The sequence below is a fragment of the Haloterrigena alkaliphila genome, from assembly GCF_017352155.2.
In the GTDB taxonomy this organism is placed as follows: Archaea; Halobacteriota; Halobacteria; order Halobacteriales; family Natrialbaceae; genus Haloterrigena; species Haloterrigena alkaliphila.
Genome location: NZ_CP084319.1, coordinates 46622 through 69396 on the forward strand (window position 1 = coordinate 46622; position 22775 = coordinate 69396).

Consider the following 22775-nt stretch of genomic DNA (forward strand, 5'->3'; position numbering starts at 1 on the left):
TTCGATAGCATGCGCTATGGGATACCTATGCAACGTCGATACCGGCGGTACCCATACCGACGCTGTCGTCATCGACGACGACGGAGCGGTGACGGAGGCAAAAGCCCCGTCCACGCCGGACGACTTCTCACGGGGATTTTTCAACTCCCTGGAAGTCGCAGCGGAGAAGTTGGGCGTATCGCTCGAGGTCCTGCTGTCGAACACCGACCTCGTCTCCCACGGGACGACCGTCGGGACCAACGCCATCATCGAGGGGGAGGGGACCCGCGCAGGACTGGTCACGACTCGCGGTGCCGAGGATGTCCTGTTCATCATGCGGGCCGCCGCGGGGCGGTCGACGGGACTTCCGACCGAGGAAGTGCTCCGGTTTCAGGAGTCGACGAAACCCGACCCCATCGTCCCCAAACGCCGTGTTGAGGGCATTGACGAACGAATTGACTGTATGGGCGAGACGGTCGTCGAGTTCAACGAGGACCGCGCCCGCGAAGCTGCTCGCGAGCTCGCCGACAAGGGCGTCGATTCGGTAGCGATCAGCTTTCTCTGGTCGTTCCTGGACGCCTCGCACGAGGATCGAATGGCGGCCATTCTCGAGGAGGAGCTCGACGACGCGTTCATCACCCAATCGTCGGAACTCATCCCGAAGTGGGGCGAGTACGAACGAACTGCCGCCACGGCCATCAACGCCTACATCGGGCCGACGACCGCCGAGTACATTCGGAAGATCGACGACCGCCTGGCGGAAGTCGGTTACGATGGGACGCTGCTGGTCATGCAGTCCGGCGGTGGCGTGATGTCGGCCGAGGACGCGGTCGACGAGCCTCTTCGGACGATCGATTCCGGACCGGTCGGCGGACTGATCGGCTGTCAGTACCTCGCCGAACAGCTCGGACACGACGACGTCATCGCCGGTGATATGGGCGGCACGAGTTTCGACATCGGGCTGCTCACCGACGGCGAGCCGCTGACCGAGCCGACGAACGTGATCAACCAGTATGAATATATGATGCGGACGATCACGACGGAGTCGATCGGATCCGGCGGGGGCTCCATCGCCACAGCCGATACCCGGGCCGACCGACTGCAAGTCGGACCGCAGTCGGCGGGGGCCGACCCCGGACCGGCCTGCTACGGCCAGGGCGGTACCGAACCGACGGTGACGGACGCGGACCTGCTGCTCGGCTTCCTCGACGAGGAGGACTTCCTCGGCGGCCGCATGACGCTCGACGTCGACCGGGCGCGTGGCGCCGTCGAGCCAGTCGCCGACGATCTCGGCATGGACGTCATGGAAGCTGCGAGCGGAATCGTCCGAATCGCCAACGCGAAGATGGCCGATATGATCCGACAGCGGACCGTCAACGAGGGCCACGACCCGCGGAACTTCGTCATGTACGCCTATGGTGGCGCGGGACCGCTACACGTGCCCTCGCTGGCCCCCCAGCTCGGTATCGACGAGGTCGTGATCCCCGGCGGCTCGACCGCGTCGGTCTGGTCGGCGGTCGGCGTCTCGTCGTCGGACGTCCTTCACCGAGAGGAGATCTCGGACATCAGATCCGCACCGTTCGATCCGTCGGCGATTACGGCCCAGTTTCGGAGCCTCGAGGACGACGTCCGGAGCGACCTCCGCGATGAGGGGTTCGACGACAACGAGATCGACGTCGACCGGTATGCGGACCTCCGCTATCAGGCGCAGGTCCATCAACTGTCGGTTCCAGTCCCGAATGGAACGCTCGACGAGGACGATATGGACGCGGTCATCGACCGATTCGAGCGCGCTTACGAGGACCGATACGGCGAGGGGGCGGGCTACAGCGAGTCCGGCTTCGAACTCGTCACGATCCGCTGTGATGGGTACGGTGAGACGGTCAAGCCGGACCTCGAGACGTCCATGGCGGATGACGAGCCCGAACCGCGACGGACGACCGATGTGTACTGGCCCGACGAGGGCCGGTTTGTCGAGACACCGCGGTACCACGACGACGACGTCGGCCCGGGCGCACGTCTCGACGGCCCGGCCGTCGTCGCCATGGAGCATACGACGATCGCGATTCCGCCCGGCGATCGCTGCGAGATCGACCACCTCAACAACTACGTGATCACCAATGAGTGACAGCCAGCACACCGGTTCCGACATTTGGGAGGACTTCACGAGCGGATACGTACCTGACGAGGAGCTCGACGTTCATCCGAGCCTCTCGCTGCACGCGAAAGCCAACGATGATATTGACCCCGTCACTCACGAAGTCCTCAGGCATCGGTTGTACAGCATCAACGAAGAGCACGGCCAGACCCTAGAGAACGTCTCCGGGTCGCCGGTCGCCTACTACGCGCAGGACTTCAACCCGACCATCCTCGCCGAGGACGGCGAGGTCATCTTTCAGGGGCCGTACATTCAGTTCTTCTCGCCGATCGCGGAGCTACAGGTCAAGTGGATCCTCGAGAATCGTTCGGACAATCCCGGAATCGAGCCCGGGGACGTGTTCCTTGCGAACGACCCCTGGATCGGTGCGACCCACCAGCCCGACGTCCACTTCATCGCTCCGGTCTTCGAGGACGGCGAGCTCTTCGCCTGGGTCGTCAACACGCTCCATCAGTACGACATCGGCGGTATCGATCCCGGCAGCTTCTGTCCAGGTGCTGATGACGTCTTCCACGAACCGTCGCCGATTCCGCCCATTAAGATCGTCGAAGGCGGTGAACGTCGCGAGGACCTCCGACAGCTCTATCTACGCCAGTCGCGGCTCCCGCAGATGGTGGGTCTCGACTTCAACGCACAGCTGGCCGGCGTCAACGTCGCCCGCGACCGCCTGACTGAGGTCGTCGACGAGTACGGTGCGTCGACCGTCAAGGGCGTTATGCGCGACGTGCTCGACGACGCGGAGCGGTCGTTCACCGAGAAGCTCGAGACGATTCCCGACGGCACGTGGCGCGCCCGCGGATACATGGACGGGTCGCAGACGGGCGATACCGACCTCTACGTAGGCCAGGTGCAGTTGACCAAGGAGGGTGACACGCTCACGTTCACGAACGAGGGAACGGAAGACGAGGCCGGTGCGATGAACCTCACGTACGCCGGATTCCGGACCGCGATCATGAGCGTGTTGAACCCGATGATGATGTATGACGCGATGTGGGTCGCCGGCGGCGCGCTGCGACACATCGATATCGAGACGACGCCCGGCACGTTCACCCACGCCGAGTGGCCCTCGGCCGTCTCGACCGGCGGGCAGATCGGCATCGAGTTCGCTATCTGTCTCATCAACGACGTCGTCGCTCGGATGCTCGCGTCCTCCGACGAACACAAGCGGGACATCATCAACGGAACCCACGAGTCATCGGGCGCCGTCGCACAGGCCGGTATCGACCAGTGGGGCGACGAGTTCGGGACGATGAACCTCGACTGCATGGGTCTCGGCGGCGTCGGTGCCTCTCCTCACAAGGACGGCATCGACACCGGCGGAGCCTACTGGGCCCCGAAGGCGCCGATCCCGAACATGGAGCACAACGAACAGGACTACCCGATCCTGTACCTCTACCGGGACGAAGTTCCCGACTCCGGGGGTGCCGGCGAGTTCCGCGGCGGCGTCGGGATGCACTACTGCTGGATCCCTCACAACACGTCGCAGATCGAGAACGTGCTCGCCGGCGTTGGCGGGGCGGTGCCGCTCTCGCGCGGCGTCTCCGGTGAGCCGGGCGCCACGCTTCGCCCTAGAATCGTCCGCGATTCGGACATCGAATCACGCCTCGAGGCCGGGGAGATTCCCGAGCGAGCGACCGACGCCGAGGGAGCAGTGGCGAAACTGCCCTCGAAGTCCTACGACACGCAGGAACCCGACGACATCTGGGAGGTCCGGACCGCGGGGTCGCCGGGATACGGCGACCCGCTCGAACGCGATCCGGAGGACGTTGCCGAAGACGTCCGGAACGGATACGTCTCGGAGTCGGTCGCCGCCGACACCTACGGCGTGGTGCTGACGGAGGCGGGCGGACGAATCGTGTCCGACCTCGATGCGACAGCTGACCGGCGAGACGAACTGCGCGACGAACGACTCGCGAACAGCACGATCCCAGCGGAGAACTGAGATGGAAGTCCACGAATACCTCGAACTCGAACCCGATGCGCGCGTCTTCTCGTGCCGCGAGTGCGGTCACGAACTCTGTGACGCCGATCGGAACTTCAAGGAGTACTGTGCGATGGAAACGTCTCCCGTCGAGGAGATCGGCCCCGCGTTCGACGCGCCCGCCGACATCCTCGGGGAGAATCACGGACTCGAGTTCCGCCGGTTCTACTGTCCGAACTGCGCGGTCCTGATGGACCACGAGATCGCTCGAGAGACGGATCCGATCCTCCACGATCTGGAGATCGACCTCGAGGCGCTGTAGATCAACCGCTCCGGCGAAGTAGCGCGGTCCTCGGCGTCAACAGGCGTCTGGACTGAACCATACTCTTTTGTCGGATGTTATCGTCTACCAGCGTATGAACGGGCTTACCGTCGGCTACCTCGCGGAACGGAACGCGAGAACCCAGCCGGACGCCGAGGCGATCGTACAACGAGAGGGCGGCGAGCGGACCGAAACCGTGACATTCGAGGCGTTCAACCGTCGGATCGACCGCCTCGCGAACGCGCTCGCCGACCGGGGAATCGAAGCGGGCGACACCGTCGCGACGTACACGGGGAATCGGATCGAAACCGTCGAGAGCTATCTCGCGGCGATGAAACTCGGCGCCCTGCCGGTACCGATCAACCACCGGTTCAAGGCCGGTGAGGTGAGCTACGTCCTCGAGGACAGCGACGCGACGCTGTGTATCTTCGACGAGGCGGGTCGCGAGGCGATCACCGGCGTCCACGAGGAGTTCGACGCGTCCGTCGGAGAGTACCTGTACGTCGGCGAATCGACGCCGGACTTCGCGAACGACTACGAGGCGGTTCGGAGCGGCGCGTCCGCCGATCCCGTCGAGGTCGTCCCGTCCCGATACGACGACGCAGCCATCATGTACACGAGCGGAACGACCGGGAAGCCGAAGGGGTGCGTGCTCACTCACGACAACATCGTTCAGGCCGCGGAGAACTCACTCTACGAAGTAAACCTCTCCCGGGACGCCCGATTTATGGTCGTGACGCCGCTGTTCCACATCGCCGCACTCGGGCTGTTCATGATGGCGTTTTACGTCGGCGGAACGACGATCCTGGTCGACGACTTCGAGCCGGTGTCGGTCCTCTCGATTCTCGAGGAGGAGTCGGTGACGGCATCGTTCATGGTCCCGATGATGAGTCGCGCGGTGCTCGGGGCCGATCCCGGGGCGTACGATCTCTCGCAGTTCGAGCACTACATGACCGGTGCGGCGCCGTCCGAGCGATCGCTCAAGAAGGAGATCATCGAGACCTTCGACTGCAAGCTCTACGACGTCTTCGGCCAGACTGAACTGTCTCCCTCGACGACGATGCTGCGTCCGGAGAACGTCCTCGAGAAACCCGAAACGGTGGGTCGGCCGATCATCAACGTCGAAGTCAAGGTCGTCGACGAAACCGGCGACGAGGTCGACCCTGGCGAAATCGGGCGGATCGCGTACCGCGGTCCGACGGTGTTCAAGGAGTACTACGGGATGCCTGAGAAGACCGCAGAGGTGTTCGACGACGGCTGGTTCATCTCCGACGACCTCGTTCGGATCGACGACGATGGCTTCGTCCATTTCGTCGGCCGAGCCGACGACATGATCATCACCGGCGGTGAGAACGTCCACCCCGCTGAGATCGAGGAGGTCCTCCACGAACTCGAGGGCGTGGACGAGGTCGCGGTCGTCGGCGTCCCCGACGACCAGTGGGGCGAGCGAGTGAAGGCCGTCGTCGTCCCCGAAGACGGGGGTGCGCTGACCGAGGACGACGTCGTCGGCCACGTTGAGTCGAACCTGGCTGGGTTCAAGAAGCCCCGCGAGGTCGAGTTCCGGGACCAACTGCCGCGGAACCCGACTGGAAAGGTCCTGAAGAGCGAACTCGCCTGAGCGTTAGCGCCCGGGCTCCACGACCAGCTTTCCGACTGTCTCGCGATCGGCCATATCGGCGAACGCGCGATCGGTTTCCGCGAGCGGGTAGCGCTCGTGGACGACCGGCTCGAGTCGGCCGTTTTCGACGAGGTCGACGAGTCGCTCGAGGTCGCGTTGGGTCCCCATCGTGCTTCCGATGACCCGCTTCTGATTCAGGAAGAGATCCCCCAGCGTGAGCGTCGAGGTTGGACCTGCCGTCTGTCCGCAGATCACCATCCGTCCGCCGCGGCGGAGAACGTTCAGCCCGACCTCGGAGAAGGGGCCGCCGAGGTGGTTGATCGTCGCATCGACACGGCCGACCTCGAGGACGGCATCTCGGATCGTATCGGGGTTGCCGGACTCGACAACGTGGTCGGCGCCGAACGCTTCGAGTCGATCGAGTTTTTCGCGGGACGTCGACGTGCCGATCGTCCGCGCACCGAGGATATCCGCGAGCTGAACGGTCGCGACGCCGACACCGCCGGTCGCCCCAGGCACGAAGATGAGGTCGCCGGGGCCAACCTCCGCTTCGTCGAGCATTCGAAACGCCGTCATGTACGAGACGGGAAGCGCCGCCGCATCCGCCGGTTCGACGGCGTCCGAGAGCGGGATCAGCCGATCGGCTCGAACAGTCGCGTACTCCGCTAACCCGCCGTGATAGAGACTGAATCGCTCGCAGTAGCTCTCCGGCCCCTCCCGGCAGAACCGACAGGAACCACACGTCTGGTTCGGACAGAGGAGCACCCGTTCCCCGACCTTGACACCTTCGACGTCGTCGCCGACAGCCGAGACGGTTCCTGCAACGTCCATGCCGGCCACGTACGGGAGGTCCTCCTCGTCGACCCGGAAGTCGCCGTTGAGGATCCACAGGTCGTGGTGGTTGATCGAGCAGGCCTCGACCTCGAGGACTGCCTCTTCAGGACCCGGTTCGGGATCGTCGAACGATTCGATCGTCACGTGCTCCGGACTACCGAATCCGGTGAACGCTGCGGCGCGCATATCGTTTTGATCGGACGCTGGTGGCATATAACTGCGGTTCACGGAAGGTGACGTCGAACGGTCGAAGACGCGCCATCAGATGAGTGACCGGTACGCCGATCGGTCGCCCGCGTTCCGGGCCGCGAAAAGCGTTTAACCGCGTACGTGGTGACACTCCACGTGACATCGAGCATCGAATACACCGTCGATTCCGATCGAGCAACGGCGCACGTCACACTCGACCGCCCCGACTCGTTGAACACGCTGAACGATCACTTGATCGAAGAACTCGTCGAGGCGATCGCTCGAGCCGAGTCCGACGACGAAGTGCGGGTGATCGTCCTCCGAGGTGCGGGGGAGGAGGCGTTTTCGGCCGGTTACGATATCACCCCACAGGGGGACGAATCCAACCCGGTTCCGTCGATCGACGATCTCCTCGACGAGTTCGACGCCGCGACCGAGCACGTCCACGCCGTTTGGGAGTGCGACAAGCCCGTAATCGCCGCCGTCGACGGCTACTGTCTCGCCGGGGGCAGCGACCTGGCGATGGCGAGTGACATCGTGATCGCAACCGAGAGCGCGGAGTTCGGGTATCCAGGGCTGCGGATGGCGGGCGTTCCGCCGACGCTGATCTACCCGTTCGTCATGAACCTTCACGAGGCGAAAGAGTTGCTACTCTCCGGGAAGATCGTCGGCGCGCAGCGAGCGCGGGAACTGGGCATGATCAACCGCGTCGTTCCACGGGATAGACTCGAGGACGTCGTCCGTGCGGAGGTCGAGGAGATACGAAAGATGCCCGGGAACAACGTTCGTATACTCAAGCAGGTACTCAACGGCACCGCTGAGATGCAAGGCGCGAAACCGATGTTCACGTTCGGAGAATTGTTCGACGCGCTCGGTCACCATACGGAGTACGGGAAGGAGTACTACCGCATCGCGGCGACTGAGGGGTTCGACGCGGCGCTCGAGTACATGAACGAGCGGAACAAGGGGACGAGACCGTCCGACTGATCGGTGTTCGCTCGTTCGTTGCAGTCCGTCACCAGCTGTTAGTACACTGCCATCTGTGGTCAGTTCTCTTCGCGGAGTTTGTACTTCTGGATTTTGCCGCTGGGGTTGCGCGGGAGTTCGTCCCGGAGTTCGTACTGCCGCGGCCGTTTGAACTCGGCGAGGTCGTTACTGTCCCTACAGAACGCATCGAGTTCGTTCGCAGTCACGTCGCCGTCCGGAACGACGTAGGCGACGACGCGCTCACCCCACTGGTCGTCCTCCTCGCCGATTACCGCAACTTCGGCGACGCCATCGTGCTGATAGAGGACGTTCTCGACTTCCGTCGGATAGATGTTCTCGCCACCGCTGATGATCATATCGTCGATCCGATCGACGAGGAAGAGGTACCCGTCCTCGTTGAGATACCCGGCGTCGCCCGTGAAGAACCAGCCGTCGCGGATCGCATCCGCCGTCTTCTCCGGCTGGTTCCAGTACTTCTCCATCATCGGCGGCCCCTGGAGGATTATCTCGCCCGTCTGGCCGGTCTCGACCGTGTCCTCCGGACCGACGGGATCGTTCGGATCCTCGTTCTCGGTTGGTTCGACGATGCGTACTTCGTGGTTCGGCGCGGCGCGACCGACGCTCTCCAAGTGCTCCCGGACCTCGAAAGGAAGGATGAACGTCGCACACGGACCCATCTCCGTCATTCCGTACGCCGTAGCGTAGTCCTCGGTGAACGTCTCGATGCACTCCTCGAGCAGCGACGGTGGCATCGGCGCGGCGCCGTAGACGCCGAGCTCGAGCGACGAACCGTCGAAATCGTCCATCTCCCGGGACTCCTCGAGCAGCTGCCGCCAGATGCGTGAGGCCACGAAGAGATGAGTGGCCCGCTCCTCGTCGACGGCTTCGAGGACCCGTCGGGCGTCGAACTCGTGAAGGATCACCGACTTCCCACCGAGGTTGATTCGGGTAAGGAGCCCGCAGTTGAGCTCCGCGTTATGATACAGCGGCATTACGGAGACTCCGACGTCCGTAAAGTTGAGTCCCATCTGGCCGCCGTAGAGCATGTTGTGATAGGTCGCGTCCCGATGAGAGTGGACGACCCCCTTGGGACGGCCAGTAGTGCCGCTCGTGTACATGATCGCGTACTGGTCCGTCGGATCGATCGAGACCTCGGGCGCACTCGCGTCCGCGCTCTCGAGCATCTCGTGGAATCCGTCGGCGTACTCGGGGCCGTCTTCAACATCGTCGTCAACGTAGACGTACTCCTCGACCGTTCCGAACTCGTCGCGGCCGCGCTCGACGGTCTCCCGCGTCGCCTCCTCGAAGATGAGGACTGTCGACTCGGAATCGTTGAGGATGTAGCCGACCTCGCTGGGCGCGAGGCGGTAGTTCACTGGATTGAACGCGGCGCCGACCCGCAGGAGTCCGAACAGTGCAATCGCGAACTCCGCGGAGTTGTGAAGCAGGAGCGAGACGCGGTCGCCCTTCTCGACGCCGCGATCCGCGAGCGCGTTCGCGAACCGATCGACTCGGTCGTCGAACTCCTCGTAGGTCAGCCGGACGTCCTTTCGCGGGTAGACGATCGCCTCCCGATCAGGATACTTCCGCGTCGTCCGCGACAAGGTCTCCGGTAGCGTGGGAAGATAACCCATGACTCAACGTTTCCGGAATCACCGTGTTAGCTCTTTCGTCCGAAGCGGTCGCTGGCCCCGGGTTTTATTAGATGGACTGACATTGCTTCGAGCGTCTATGCGAGCCTATGACAGAGCAGACTCTCGAGGATGCATCCCTCGAGATCGACCGACCGGACGTTCTGCTCGGGGGACGTGATCGTGACCGACCGCGATTCGACGGGCCGCCGGCCCGAGAGAGTGAACGCACGCTCAACGACGGTTGAATCGAGCGGCAATCGAACGACGAACCGGAGAACCAGAACACGTACATGACGTTATTGACAGCGGAGCATGAAGCAATTCGCGACGCAGTCCGTGAGTTCGCGGAGACCGAGATCGAACCGATCGCTCGAGAGTACGATGACCCCGGCGCCGTCCAGTTCCCGCGAGAGGTCTTTCAGGAGGCCGCCGAACTGGACTTTCTGGCGCCACATTACCCAGAGGAGTACGGCGGTGCGGGGATGGACTTCCTCGGGTCGGTCATCGTCCACGAGGAGTTTAATCGTGCGGATCCCGGAATCGGGACCGCCGTCCTGACCGGCAAGTTCGGAACCGAGATGATCCTCGAGTACGGCGACGAGTGGCAGAAGTCCGAGTTCGTCCGGCCGGTGCTCGAGGGCGAGGCCGTCTGTGGAACGTCGATCAGCGAACCGGACGCCGGAAGCGACGTCGCCGGAATGCGAACGACGGCCGAGAAGGACGGCGACGAGTGGGTTCTCAACGGGAGTAAGACGTGGGCGAGCAACAGTCCTGTTGCGGAGTTCATGGTTGTCATGGCGAAGACAACCCCCGACGCCGGCCACAACGGAATCAGCGCGTTCATCGTTCCGACCGAGACCGACGGGTTCGAGGTCGAACGCGACATCGAGAAGATGGGACTCCGAGCGAGTCCGACCGCCGAAATTAACATCTCGAACGCACGCGTTCCCGAAGATCACCTCGTCGGTGAGGTCGATCGCGGTTTCGCGCAGTTGATGGAGTTTTTCAACGAAAATCGAATCCTCGTTGCAGCTAACGCTCTCGGCGCCGCCGCCGGAGCGTTCCGCCACGCGTACGAGTACGCACAGGAGCGAGAGGCCTTCGACCAGAAGATCAGCGACTTTCAGGGCCTCCAGTGGAAACTCGCGGACATGAAGACCGATATCGAAACGGCTCGTTCGACCACCTACCGGGCGGCGGGCGAGGTGATGGCCGAAAACGATCCGAGACACCTCGCCTCTATCGCCAAGTACTACGCGAGCGAGATCTGCGAGGATGTCTGTTCGGAAGCGATCCAGATCCACGGTGGCTACGGGTACACGCGCGAATTCCCGCCCGAGAAATTCTATCGAGACGCACGCGTACAGAAAATCGTCGAAGGAACGAGCGAGATTCAGAAAAACATTATCTACGATAGCATCGACGAGGCGAATCGGTGAACTAATTTCGATATGATCACTTCACAGTTTATTCGAGGCGAAAACTGTCACCCGTCAGAACTGTAGACCGGCACACGTCTCTAATGTCTCTTGTATTATAGAAAGTGATATAAGGCAATCTCCAGCATGTACTGGTAGTCGATACCAATGTACAAGGAGGTTAGCGAGAACTCTCGCTACGCTAGTGGTGGGACTGATAGGACGAGTCGGCGAACAGTACTGAAAACGATCGGCGCGGGTACAGCCGTTGCATCGGTTGCCGGATGCCTAGGTGGCGGTAACAGCGATGCGATACGGATCGGGCACATCATGCCCGTCGAGACGGACAACGGACTCGGTTCGGAGCGGTCTGCACAGTTGGCGGTGGATCAACTGAACGAAGACGGCGGAATCCTCGATCAGGACGTCGAACTCGTTACGGCCGACTCCGCAGCCCAGCCCTCGGAGGCCCACTCTGCGGTCACGGAGATGATCAATCGAGAGAACATCAACATGCTCGTCGGGACGGTCGTGAGCGAGGTTGCGCTTCAACTCGTGGATTTGACGGCTGAGAACAACTTGCCGTTTTTGATCACGGGTGCAGCGTCACCGCGGATCTTCGCCGACAACCACCAGCAGAACTACGACCAATACAAGAGCGTCTTCCGTCCGGGGCCGGTCAATTCGATCAAACAGGCCGAATATCTCGCCCAGTACGGCGAATTCCTCGCCGAGGAACACGGCTGGGACACGATGGCTGTCGTTTCGGAGGACGCTGCTTGGACGCAGGACATCACCGATATCACGGCGAGCCGACTCCAGGAGAACGGGATCGAGGTATCGGTCAACGAGCGGGTCTCACTGGACACGAACGACTGGGCCCCGATTCTGGACGACGTCGAAGCCTCCGGCGCGCAGACGATGATCGGCGCCCTTTCGCACATTCCGATCACCGGCATGACAGCAGCGTGGTCGCGAAACGAGTACCCGTTCTCGCTCGACGGCGTCATGATCGCGGCGCAGTCGCCACAGTTCTGGTCCGACACCGACGGCACGGCAGAGTACTTGGCTACGGCGACGGCGGCGGCGGACGGGTTCGCGGACATCACGCCGAAAACGAGCGAGGTGATGGACGCCTATCAGTCCGAATACGACTCTCGGCCGACGACGCCGACGTTCGTCGGGTTCATCACCCACGACGCGATCAACCTCTACGCGGAAGCCGTCGAGCGCGCCGGAACCGCCAACCACCGAGAGGACATCGATTCGATCGTTGAGGAACTTCAGGCGACGGACTTCGAGGGCTCGTACGGACAGATTCAATTCCAGGGTGAAGACGACGAGTACCCGAACGACGTCTACCCAGGCGAGAGTCCGGGCGATGAGTTCGCGCCCTTTACCGTCACGCAGTGGCAAGAAGCGGAGGGCGGTAACGGGATCGGGGACACGAACGGAACTAAATTCTGTGTGTGGCCGGAGGAGTACGCAAACGGTGACCATCAGGCACCGTCCTGGATGTGAGTCCGTGACATATGATCGGAGATATCATAACGATACTCATCGTCGGTGCGATGATCAGCGCGATTTACGCGTTGATCGCGATTGGGTTCACCATGGTCTTCGGCGTCGGCGGCGTCCTCAACCTCACCCACGGCGTCCTGCTCATGGCCGGTGCGTACACGTTCATGGTTGCGTACCCGTACGTCGGACGGATTGGCGGCGTCATCGCCGGCGTTCTCGTCGCAGCGGTCTCGTCGTACGCCATCTACATGGGCCTTGTCAGATACATCGAGGATAACGTCGTAATCACGTTCATGGCGACGATCCTGGCCGCGCTCGCTATACAGGAAGCGACGACGATGGGGTTCTCACAGCAGGCGCGGATCCTGCCGTCCCTGCTTCCGGGATCCATCGCGGTCGCCGGGACCCGTATCCAGTACGACCAGATACTGGCATTCGTCCTCTCGTGGGTGTTGATCGGGCTACTGTGGTACTACATCAAGCGGACGAAAAACGGACGGGCGATCCTCGCGACCTCGATGAGCGAACGCGGTGCGATCTTCACCGGCGTTGACCTCCCAAAGGTCCGCCGCCAGACCTGGCTGATCGCGGGCGCGTTCGCGGGCGTCGCCGGTATCTTCATCGGCCGCCTCCAGCAGACGAGCCCCGAAATGTGGCTCGAGCCGCTCACGCTCGCGTTCATCATCGTTATCATCGGCGGCGTCGGGTCGATCAAGGGATCGATCATCGCCGCCTACCTCATCGGCTATCTCGAGACACTGACGGTCGAACTCATCGGTGCTCCGTATCGAACTGTGGTAGCGCTGCTGGTCATCATCGCGGTGATCATGTACAGACCCGAAGGCCTCTACGGGAGGGAATACCTTGAGTAACAAATACGATAGTTCCGGCGAACCAGTATTGCAACGGCTCTCGAGGGAATTCCTCGGTGAACCGAATCGGTACCAAATCGGCGCGGTCAGCGCCGCCCTGATCGCGCTCCTCACACTGCCGTTCTGGGGAGCCCGGTACCAGTACGTATTCGCGCTCGCGTCCATATGGGCCATCTTCGCGATGGGCTGGGATATCATCAGCGGACACACGAACTACATCAGTTTCGGCCACTCGGCGCTCTCGGGCGGAGCGGCGTACACCACTGGTATCCTCATCTACAACGTGGATCCGGGGCTCCCGATGTCAATCACGTTTCCGCTCTCGGTCCTCGCAGCGGTCGCTATCGGCCTCTTATTTGCAGCGCCGACGCTGCGACTCAAGGGACCGTATTTCTCGCTCATCACGCTTGTCGCCGTGTTGGTCCTGACACAGCTCGTCTACATCTACGGCCAGTACACCGGTGGTGAGTTAGGAATTACCGCCGTCGAGACGCTCACGTACAACTTCACGGAGATGTACTACTATTCGCTCCTTCCGATGCTGCTCATCGGCGCCGTGTTGGTCGTGGTGAGTCAGTCCAACATCGGACGGATTCTCCGTGCGATCGGCGAGAACGAAGAAGCGATCGAATCGGCGGGAATCGACACGACGAAGTTCAAACTCTGGGCGTTCCTGTTGAGTTCGATCACGATGGGGATCGGCGGGGCGATGCTCGCTCACTTCTACGGGAACGTCGATCCCACGACGGTTCTCGTAATCGACCGGAGCTTGGAGATGGTCGCGATGGCGGTACTCGGCGGCATGGGAACGATCGCCGGTCCGCTCGGAGGCGCGTTCGTCTTCGTCTTCCTCCGCGATGAGGTATTGACAACGTTCGGATCCACCGGGCGTTGGTTCTCCCTATGGGTACTCGTGTTGCTCTTCCTCGTCTTCCTCAGGGACGGCCTCTTCCCGTTCATCTGGTCGAAACTCGGCTCGATAGGGGGGTCCGACGATGAGTAGCGAATCGGTCTTCGAGGTCGACGGGCTGACGAAGCGATTCGGCGGACTGGTCGCGGTCGACGACCTCTCGTTCGACGTCCAGGACGACGAGATACTCGGTCTCATCGGCCCCAACGGGTCGGGGAAGACAACAGTCTTCAACTGCATCATGAGTATCTACTCGGTGACCGACGGCAGCATCCGATTCAGAGGTCACGATATCACGGACATGGACACACACGATATCGTCAATAACGGTATCGCACGTGTCTCACAGGAGTCGAATCCGATCCCGTCGTCGACGGTCGGCGAGAATATCGAGCTGTTCACGTATCCCAACAACATCTTCTCGCTAACCGGCGGTGCGAACCAGAGTGAGGTGCTCGAACTCGCGCGCATGTTCGGTCTGGACGAGAAGATGGATACGCTCCCCGATTCGCTTCCCCACGCCGACGTGCGAAAGCTCGAGATGGCCAAAGCGATGGCGACAGGACCGGAGATGCTCTTGCTCGACGAACCGTTCGCTGGAATGAATCAGGCCGAGATTCGCGACCTGTCCGAGCGTATCCGCGAGATTAACGCCCAGGGACGTCCGATAATCATTGTCGACCACAACATGAAGGGACTCATGCCGATCGTCGATCGCGTCGTCGTCATCAACAGCGGCCAGAAGATCGCTGAGGGGTCGCCCGAGGAAATCGCGGACGACGAGACGGTCCAGCAAGCGTACCTCGCAGGAACGGAGGTGAGTGGCTGATGGCCGATCCGGTCCTCGAAATCGAGAATCTCGACGTCTCCTACGGGAAGACCCAGGCGCTCGACGACGTCTCGCTGCGAGTAGAGGAAGGCGAGACGGTCGGCGTTATCGGTCCGAACGGCGCGGGAAAAACGACACTGTTCGACACGCTCTCTGGCATCAAGGAGTACGACGGGAGTATCAAACTGTTCGGAAAAGAACTGTCCGATCTCTCCAAACGAGAGATCGTCGACCGGGGTCTCGTCCACTGCAGCGAGGAACACGATCTCTTCCCCTTCTTTTCCGTCCACGAAAACCTCCTGATGGGCGCATACCCTCGGAAGGATCAGAAGGCCGCTATGGAGACGATCGACCGGGTTTACGAGCTGTTCCCCCGGTTAGACGAGCGCAGAGAGCAGGACGCGGAGACGCTGAGCGGCGGTGAGCAGCAGATGCTCGCCATCGGTCGGGCACTGGTCAGCGATCCGGAACTGCTCATTCTGGACGAGCCGACGCTCGGACTCGCGCCGGTCATCATCAACGACCTCGACGATACCTTCGAGCAACTCCAGCGGGAAGGGCTCACCATCCTGATCGCCGAACAGAATACCACCTTCGCGATGCGTCACGCCGAACGGCTCTATCTGCTCGAGACCGGCGAAATCACCCTCGAAGGCCCGGCGGAAGAGCTCCAAGAGGATGAGTACGTTCGCGACGCGTACATCGGCGTGACCTGACGCATCGCCGTTTCCGTTCCGACCGCGGACTACAGCAAATCGTTTTTCGGCCGTACGCTCGAACTCTCGAAGAATCTCTGTGTGACTCTAGAGACGTGGGACCGCGTTCGTGAACGCGTAGATTTACCATCGTGCGTGTGATACAACCACACAGGATGATGAAGGCTGTATACCTGCATGGACCGAGAGACCTCCGTGTCGAGGACGCCGACCGGCGGGACGTCGCTCCAGGAACGGTCGCGGTCGATATCGAGTACACAGGGATCTGCGGCTCGGATCTCCACGAGTACGAGGCGGGACCGGTTCCGATCCGGGCAGAGGGAACCGATCACTCGATACCGGAGTCGGACTGGGACGAGCACTTGCCGAAACCGATGGGACACGAGATCGCCGGCACCGTCTCGACTGTCGGTGAGAACGTCGAGGGCATCGACGTCGGCGATCGCGTCACGTTGAACATGGTGGCCGGTTGCCACGATTGCCGCTACTGCGCGACGGGCAAGTACCACCTCTGCGAGCAGGGCGACGGCGGCGTCGTCTCTAGTCGCGGATTCGCCGATCGAATCGTCGTTCCCGAGTCGATGGCAGTGCCCATCCCGGACGAGGTATCGCTGCGTCACGCGACGCTGGCGGAACCGCTCGGTGTGTCCCTCCGTGGCGTCCGCCGATCGGGGCTCGATTCGACCGATCGCGTTGCAGTGTTCGGAGCTGGCCCTATCGGCCTGGGCGTCGTTGCGGCCGCGGCGGCAGGCGGGGCACGCGAGATCTACGTCAGCGAACCACGAGCGGCCCGTCGGGAGGCCGCAGAAGCGCTCGGCGCCGACGTTGTTATCGATCCGACCGCCATCGATGCGGTCGAACGCATTAAGCGCGAGACCGACCGCGTAGAGGTGTCCTTTGAGTGTGCTGGAACGGCGACGACGCTGACGGATGCTCTTCGAAGCACCGCGTACGGCGAAACGGTCGTCGTTCTCAGCGTATTCGAAGAGGAGGTTTCTATCCATCCGAACGATATTATGCAGGCAGAACGGCAACTCGTCGGGTCATTTGGCTTTCAGGGCGGACCGCTGGCCTCGCGGTCCGAATTTGCGACCGTGTTAGATCTGATCGGCGACGGCCGCATCAATCCTGAGCCGATGATCACCGATACGGTACCGCTCGACGGCGTCGAAGCGGCGTTCGAAGATCTTCGCGATCCCGATAGCGATCAAATCAAAGTGCTCGTCGAACCCTGATCGACTTCTCCGGACGACCGTTTGCGATCGATCATCTGTTTAGCGTGTGTATCGCCTGATCGAGCGCATTCTCGCACGCTTCCATGACCGCTTCGGAGAGCGTCGGATGCATGTGAACGGTTCCGGCGACGTTCTCGAGAGTCAGCCCTGTCTCGACCGCCAGCCCGAGTTCACCAATCAGCTCGGACGCGTCCGGACCGACGATTTGCGCCCCGAGGAGTCGGCCGGCGTCCTCCTCGGCGACGACGCGGACGAACCCCTCCGTCTCCGAGAGGGTAAGCGCTCGGCCGCTCGCGTCGAACGGGAACTCCCCGACAACCGGCGAGTGACCGACAGCGCGCGCTTCAGCCTCCGTTAGTCCGACGGTAGCAATCTCCGGATCGGTGAACACCGCAGTCGGAATCGCAGCCTCATTGAGTTCGGCATCGCCCCCGGATACGACTTCCGCGGCGACGAGACCCTCCGCAGCCGCTTTGTGTGCCAGCATCGGCTCGCCGGCGACGTCACCGACTGCGAAGACATGGTCGCGAGTGGTCCGCATCTGGTCGTCGGTTTCGAGGAACCCACTCTCGTCCGGTTCGATTCCGATCGGTTCGAGATTGAGCGTCTCGGTAACGGGCTGTCGACCGATCGCGACGAGGACTTGCTCCGCGACCGTCTCCTGTTCGTTCCCGTCCGTGTCTTCCGTCTGGAGGATAACGCTCCCGTCGTCCGCTCGAGACCACTCGGTCGCGACCTGACCGAACTGGAAGTCGACGCCGAGCGATTCAGCGCGTTTCTGAACCGGCCGAGAGAGATCCGATTCGTACCCCGGCAGGATGTCGCCTTCCATCTCGACGACCGTCACGTCCGTTCCGAGTTTCGCGAACACCGTCGAGAGTTCCATCCCGATGTATCCCGCACCGACGACGGCTAGCGACCGCGGCGCCGCCTCGAGCGCGAGTGCCTCCCGGGAGTTCAGAATCGGGTCGTCGTCAAACGAAAAGCCCGGAACGCTCATCGGACGGCTGCCGGTCGCGACGATTGCCGTTTCGAACTCGAGTTCGTCGACGGTACCGTCTTCCGAGACGATTTCGACGGCGTGATCGCCCGCAAAGCGTGCCGTCCCCTCTCTCACGGTGACACCGTTCGCCTCACAGAGGCTCTCAACACCGCCGGTGAGCCGTTCAACGACGTCGTCCTTCCACTCGACCATTTCACCGACGTCGACGAACGGTTCCGCATAAATCCCCATTTGCGAGGCGGACTCGAGTTCGGTGACGAGGTTCGAGGCCGTTAGCAGTGCCTTCGAGGGGATACAGCCGTGGTTGAGGCACGTCCCACCGACACCGTCTCGTTCGACCAGGGTGACGTCGCGGTCACGCTGTGCGGAACGAATCGCAGCGGTGTATCCGCCCGGACCACCGCCTATTACGAGAACGTCAGTCGATGACATAGGAAGTACGTGGTCAGACTAGCTTATAATGATTTGGTGATCGATTCGGTGCCCAGCGGCCGTCTCGCCGGTAGTTTCCGCGACATCCGCGTCTCAGGACTTTCAACTCTTGTGGGTATCACTAACAGTTGTTTTTAGCATGCAACGACCTACTACTGAACATAATACCCTAAGTCCGTTATTTACCGTTGATCGATTATGGAGCGGTTGGGAAATCACAGCCGTTACCACGGTCGACTGATACTGTATCACGATATCGTGATAATTGGCTAATCCCGAACTTACTTAACCGGATTTCCCGTACCTTTAATCGTTATGAGGGCCCGTTCCACGAGCGGCAGTGGTGATCACCGTGACGGATGAGGACCAGTATCTGAATCGACTCGTCGACGAGGACGCGTTACGGAGTTACCTCGGGGAGACCCTCGGCGAGGCCGAGTCGGTCTCGGTGCTGCGCCACGACGAAGGCCACTCGAACGAGACGCTGTTCATCGAGTGGGACGACCGCGAGTACGTGTTGCGACGCCCACCCGCTGGAGAAACCGCAGACACGGCTCACGACGTCCTCAGAGAGTATCGTACAATCGACGCACTCCAGGAGACGAGCGTCCCGGTTCCCGAAACCGTTCTCGCGTGCGAGGACGAGTCAGTGATCGGCAGTGAGTTCTACGTCATGGGTCGTGAGGCCGGAGACGTACTCCGAGACACAGAGCCCGAGCGGTTCGCGACGCCGGATCACCGGACTGCGATCGGCGAAGAACTGGTCGATGCGCTCGCGAGCATCCATTCCGTCGATTACGAGGCGGTCGGACTCGGCGACTTCGGACGTCCCGCCGGCTTTACCGAACGACAGGTCGATCGGTGGCAGCAACAACTCGAGTGGGCGTTCGAAGTAACCGAAGCCGAGCGTGAGGTCCCTGAACTCGACCGCGTCGGTGAGTGGTTGCAGGAGAACGTCCCGGCGGATCACGCACACACGCTAGTTCACGGTGATTACAAACTTGACAACGTGCTGTTCGAACCGGGCGTGCCACCACGACTAGGTGCCATTTTCGACTGGGAACTGTCGACGCTCGGCGATCCGTTAACGGATCTTGGATGGATGCTGCTCTTCTGGCACGATCCGTCCGATCCGGCTCCGCCGATGCCGGAACTGATGAGTACGGTCATGGCTCAGGAGGGGTATCCAACTCGAGACGAACTCGTCGCTCGATACGAACGGCAGACGGGCGTCGAATTCGAGAATCGACGGTTCTATCAGGTACTCGCGGCGTACAAGATGGCCGGACTCGGAGAGATGTTCTTCCGGCGATATCTGGAAGGAAACTCCGCCGATCCGTTGTATCCGAAGATGGAAAAGGGCGTGCCGCTGCTTGCCGAACAGACGGTCGCACTTATCGAGGGGGAACGAAACCTGTGAGCCGCCCGATTAGTACCGTTAGGTTGTCGTTCAGCTCCGTAGTTGAGAGAGGAGTCGACCGCATCCCACGACTGTGACCGCGCTAGATGGACCCGATGTTTCATAGTGATGAACGTCAATACTACGGAAACAGAGCATGGGAAAACCGAGCACACCATTGGGACTCGGAAACGTGAATGGACTTCTGACAGACGACGGTTCATCGGCTAGCAAACCGGAACGATGTCTGATCTGACTCTCCAACCGTTTTTCTGGCGCCCGACGGCGCTCTTCCCAGAGAAACGGATTGTCTCGCGAACTGCCGATGGCGTCACGGACTACACGTATGGCGCGGTCGGTATCCGCGTCCGATCGCTGGTCGCTGCACTCCAGGACCGCGGCTTCGGTTCCGGCGATCGGATCGGTACGTTCGGGTGGAATCACCACCGCCACCTCGAGACCTACTTCGCAGCTCCGCTGTCTGGTGCCCAGTTGCACACGATCAACGTTCAACTGGGCGACGACGATATCGTCTACATCGTCGAAGACGCCGCCGACGATATCCTGTTCGTCGATCCAGGCGAACCGTTCGAGACGATCGAGCGGTTGTGGGACGACCTACCGGTCGACGAAGTCATCGTGATGTCCGAATCGATCCCCGAGACCAACGTTAACGCCGTCGCCTACGAGGACCTCGTCGACGAGTACGATCCGGTCGCGGAGACCGATCTCCCTGACCTCGAGGAAGACGATCCGGCCGGGATGTGCTATACGTCCGGCACAACTGGACGGCCAAAAGGCGTCGAATACTCCCACAAGATGATCTATGCCCACGCGATGATGGTAATGACGCCCGCCGGTCTCGACGTCAGCGAGCGCGACGTGGTGATGCCGGTCGTGCCGATGTTCCACGTCAACTCCTGGGAGTTTCCGTACGCCGCGACGATGGCCGGTACAACGCAGGTCTATCCTGGACCCGCACCGAGCGCGGCCGACCTGCTGGCGTTAATCGAAGAGGAAAGCGTCACCATGACCGCCGGCGTGCCGACGGTCTGGATCGACCTCCTCGAACACATCGACGAACACGGCGGGGACCTCTCTAGCTTAGAGCGGATTATCGTCGGAGGTAGTGCTGCTCCCGAGGAAATGATGCGGCGCTACGACGACGAGTTCGACGTCACCGTCGAGCACGCGTGGGGAATGACTGAGACGATGAGTATCGGCTCGGTCTCCCGACCGAAGGCCCGGATGGACGAGTGGGACCGTAGCCGCAAGTATGAGAAACGCCGCAAGCAAGGGCTGCTCTCACCGGGCCTCGAGATGCGCGTCGTCGACGACGCCGGCGATGAGATCGATTGGGACGGCGAGTCCGCCGGCGAACTGCTGGTCCGCGGCCCGTCCGTCGTCACGGAATACTACAACCGTCCTGAAGCTAACGAGAAAGACTTTGACGGCGACTGGCTGAAGACCGGCGACATCGCTACTGTCGACGAGGACGGCTACATCGAGATCGTCGACCGCGCAAAAGACATCATCAAGAGCGGCGGTGAGTGGATTTCCTCGATTGCGCTCGAGAATGCCCTGATGGCCCACGATGCGGTCGTCGAGGCGGCCGTAATTGGTGTCCCACACGAAAAGTGGCAGGAGCGGCCGTTCGCATGCGTCGTAACTGCTGAAGGAACGGAAACGAACGAGGATGAATTACTGAACTTCCTCGACGACGAACTCGATCAGCCCGACTGGTGGTACCCTGATGAGATCAGGGAAGTCCAGATAATTCCGAAGACGGCGACCGGAAAGTTTGATAAGAAAGCCCTTCGCAACCAGATCAACAGAAATCCGACCAATGAGTGACCAATTTGACCTCTCTGAACGAGTCGCAGTGGTAACGGGCGGCGGGCGTGGCATCGGTCGCGCCATTGCCGTCGAACTAGCAAACGCCGGCGCAGCAGTTGTTCCGAGCGCCCGTTCGACTGGCGAGATCCAGGCGGTCGCAGACGAAATCAGGAACGACGGCGGAGAAGCGCTCGCCGTTCCGGCGGACGTGACTGATCCGGACGCCGTTGCGAACGTGATCGACAAAACCGAAGACGAGTTCGGGGGTATCGATGTCGTCGTCAATAACGCCGGCTTCAACCCTGACGATGCGCTCGGCCGTCCGAACGACGTCCCGACTGAGAGTCTCGATCGCGTCCTCGACGTCAATCTGAACGGAGCCTACGAGGTGACGACCGCGGCCGCTGACGGGCTTCTCGAGAGCGACGGAGGCTCGGTGATCAACGTCGCCAGCGTCGGTGGCTTGGTCGGCCTCCCGCGACAGCATCCATACGTCGCCTCGAAACACGGCCTCGTCGGTCTTACGAAGAGCCTCTCACTCGATTGGGCGCCCGACGTCCGTGTTAACGCCATCGCACCAGGATACGTCTCGACGGAACTCACCGATGACCTCGAATCGAACGAACAGCTTCGACAGTCAATCATCGACCGCACGCCGCTCGACCGATTCGCTGACCCCGAGGAGATCGCCGGTCCGGCGGTCTTTCTCGCGAGTGATGCTGCGAGCTACGTGACTGGGACTGTTCTCGCAGCGGACGGTGGCTGGACCGCACGATAACAATGGTTCTTTTCCTTACTGGGATTGATTCAACCTCTTTCGTCGGGCGAGCGTGCGAGAGAAATTCTGGCAGTTCGTACACTACTAGAACTCATAACGAAATATCATACACTCAATAACTGTGTGCCAGTGGCGACACTAAACTAGACAGTGCTACTCAGATAGCCGTGTTCAGATAACATCT

General features: G+C 61.5%; 19 protein-coding genes. 16 read left to right on the top strand and 3 right to left on the bottom strand.

Annotation, left to right across the window (positions count from 1 at the left end; all coding sequences use genetic code 11):
* Positions 1 to 16 precede the first annotated feature (16 nt).
* The 4 genes from J0X25_RS37850 to J0X25_RS37865 all read left to right on the top strand — a co-directional run bounded on the left by J0X25_RS37850 (position 17) and on the right by J0X25_RS37865 (position 5998).
* Complete coding sequence (locus J0X25_RS37850; protein ID WP_226777206.1) at positions 17 to 2107, top strand: hydantoinase/oxoprolinase family protein; 2091 nt, start codon at positions 17 to 19, stop codon at positions 2105 to 2107.
* A complete protein-coding gene (locus J0X25_RS37855) occupies positions 2100 to 4079 on the top strand; it encodes a hydantoinase B/oxoprolinase family protein (protein ID WP_226777207.1) in 1980 nt (659 codons plus the stop codon). The genes J0X25_RS37850 and J0X25_RS37855 overlap by 8 nt, the downstream gene beginning before the upstream one ends.
* A gap of 1 nt (position 4080) precedes the next feature.
* Entirely contained in the window at positions 4081 to 4380 is a 300-nt protein-coding gene (locus tag J0X25_RS37860; RefSeq protein ID WP_226777208.1) for an acetone carboxylase subunit gamma, read from the top strand.
* A 94-nt stretch (positions 4381 to 4474) separates the two neighbouring features.
* The gene (locus tag J0X25_RS37865; protein ID WP_226777210.1) at positions 4475 to 5998 is read left to right on the top strand and encodes an AMP-binding protein; all 1524 of its coding nucleotides are present in this window, start codon (positions 4475 to 4477) and stop codon (positions 5996 to 5998) included.
* A 3-nt stretch (positions 5999 to 6001) separates the two neighbouring features.
* Here J0X25_RS37865 and J0X25_RS37870 read toward each other — a convergent pair whose 3' ends face one another.
* Positions 6002 to 7018 carry an alcohol dehydrogenase catalytic domain-containing protein gene (locus tag J0X25_RS37870; protein ID WP_226777212.1) on the bottom strand — a complete coding sequence of 339 codons (1017 nt, stop codon included), beginning with the start codon at positions 7016 to 7018 and terminating at the stop codon, positions 6002 to 6004.
* A gap of 159 nt (positions 7019 to 7177) precedes the next feature.
* Here J0X25_RS37870 and J0X25_RS37875 point away from each other — a divergent pair, with 159 nt between their 5' ends.
* The gene (locus J0X25_RS37875; protein WP_226777214.1) at positions 7178 to 8008 is read left to right on the top strand and encodes an enoyl-CoA hydratase/isomerase family protein; all 831 of its coding nucleotides are present in this window, start codon (positions 7178 to 7180) and stop codon (positions 8006 to 8008) included.
* Between the two features lie 59 nt (positions 8009 to 8067).
* On the opposite strand, the gene J0X25_RS37880 is transcribed toward J0X25_RS37875, so the two are convergent.
* Positions 8068 to 9642 (bottom strand): long-chain-fatty-acid--CoA ligase, encoded by a 1575-nt coding sequence (locus J0X25_RS37880; protein ID WP_226777215.1) that lies wholly within the window; start codon positions 9640 to 9642, stop codon positions 8068 to 8070.
* A gap of 107 nt (positions 9643 to 9749) precedes the next feature.
* Between J0X25_RS37880 and J0X25_RS37885 the strand changes: the two genes are divergently transcribed.
* The 8 genes from J0X25_RS37885 to J0X25_RS37920 all read left to right on the top strand — a co-directional run bounded on the left by J0X25_RS37885 (position 9750) and on the right by J0X25_RS37920 (position 17143).
* On the top strand, positions 9750 to 9887 hold the full coding sequence (locus J0X25_RS37885; protein ID WP_226777217.1) for a hypothetical protein: 138 nt from the start codon (positions 9750 to 9752) through the stop codon (positions 9885 to 9887).
* Between the two features lie 45 nt (positions 9888 to 9932).
* Positions 9933 to 11081, top strand: a complete 1149-nt coding sequence (locus J0X25_RS37890; RefSeq protein WP_226777218.1) for an acyl-CoA dehydrogenase family protein — start codon at positions 9933 to 9935, stop codon at positions 11079 to 11081.
* Between the two features lie 147 nt (positions 11082 to 11228).
* Positions 11229 to 12581 (top strand): ABC transporter substrate-binding protein, encoded by a 1353-nt coding sequence (locus J0X25_RS37895; protein ID WP_425600938.1) that lies wholly within the window; start codon positions 11229 to 11231, stop codon positions 12579 to 12581.
* 11 nt (positions 12582 to 12592) lie between these two features.
* Positions 12593 to 13453 carry a branched-chain amino acid ABC transporter permease gene (locus tag J0X25_RS37900; protein ID WP_226777220.1) on the top strand — a complete coding sequence of 287 codons (861 nt, stop codon included), beginning with the start codon at positions 12593 to 12595 and terminating at the stop codon, positions 13451 to 13453.
* On the top strand, positions 13446 to 14456 hold the full coding sequence (locus J0X25_RS37905; protein ID WP_226777221.1) for a branched-chain amino acid ABC transporter permease: 1011 nt from the start codon (positions 13446 to 13448) through the stop codon (positions 14454 to 14456). Before J0X25_RS37900 ends, J0X25_RS37905 begins: the two co-directional genes overlap by 8 nt.
* On the top strand, positions 14449 to 15192 hold the full coding sequence (locus J0X25_RS37910) for an ABC transporter ATP-binding protein (RefSeq protein WP_226777222.1): 744 nt from the start codon (positions 14449 to 14451) through the stop codon (positions 15190 to 15192). Before J0X25_RS37905 ends, J0X25_RS37910 begins: the two co-directional genes overlap by 8 nt.
* Positions 15192 to 15908 carry an ABC transporter ATP-binding protein gene (locus J0X25_RS37915; RefSeq protein WP_226777223.1) on the top strand — a complete coding sequence of 239 codons (717 nt, stop codon included), beginning with the start codon at positions 15192 to 15194 and terminating at the stop codon, positions 15906 to 15908. Before J0X25_RS37910 ends, J0X25_RS37915 begins: the two co-directional genes overlap by 1 nt.
* Positions 15909 to 16045: 137 nt before the next feature.
* Positions 16046 to 17143: a zinc-binding dehydrogenase gene (locus tag J0X25_RS37920; RefSeq protein ID WP_226777224.1), complete on the top strand. Its 1098-nt coding sequence runs from the start codon at positions 16046 to 16048 to the stop codon at positions 17141 to 17143.
* A gap of 31 nt (positions 17144 to 17174) precedes the next feature.
* Here J0X25_RS37920 and lpdA read toward each other — a convergent pair whose 3' ends face one another.
* Entirely contained in the window at positions 17175 to 18578 is a 1404-nt protein-coding gene (lpdA, locus tag J0X25_RS37925) for a dihydrolipoyl dehydrogenase (RefSeq protein WP_226777227.1), read from the bottom strand.
* Positions 18579 to 18924: 346 nt separating this feature from the next.
* Here lpdA and J0X25_RS37930 point away from each other — a divergent pair, with 346 nt between their 5' ends.
* The 3 genes from J0X25_RS37930 to J0X25_RS37940 all read left to right on the top strand — a co-directional run bounded on the left by J0X25_RS37930 (position 18925) and on the right by J0X25_RS37940 (position 22591).
* Positions 18925 to 19998 (top strand): phosphotransferase family protein, encoded by a 1074-nt coding sequence (locus tag J0X25_RS37930; protein WP_425600940.1) that lies wholly within the window; start codon positions 18925 to 18927, stop codon positions 19996 to 19998.
* A gap of 222 nt (positions 19999 to 20220) precedes the next feature.
* Complete coding sequence (locus J0X25_RS37935) at positions 20221 to 21831, top strand: long-chain fatty acid--CoA ligase (protein WP_226777229.1); 1611 nt, start codon at positions 20221 to 20223, stop codon at positions 21829 to 21831.
* Positions 21824 to 22591, top strand: a complete 768-nt coding sequence (locus tag J0X25_RS37940; RefSeq protein WP_226777230.1) for an SDR family NAD(P)-dependent oxidoreductase — start codon at positions 21824 to 21826, stop codon at positions 22589 to 22591. Before J0X25_RS37935 ends, J0X25_RS37940 begins: the two co-directional genes overlap by 8 nt.
* The last annotated feature ends 184 nt before the right edge of the window (positions 22592 to 22775 follow it).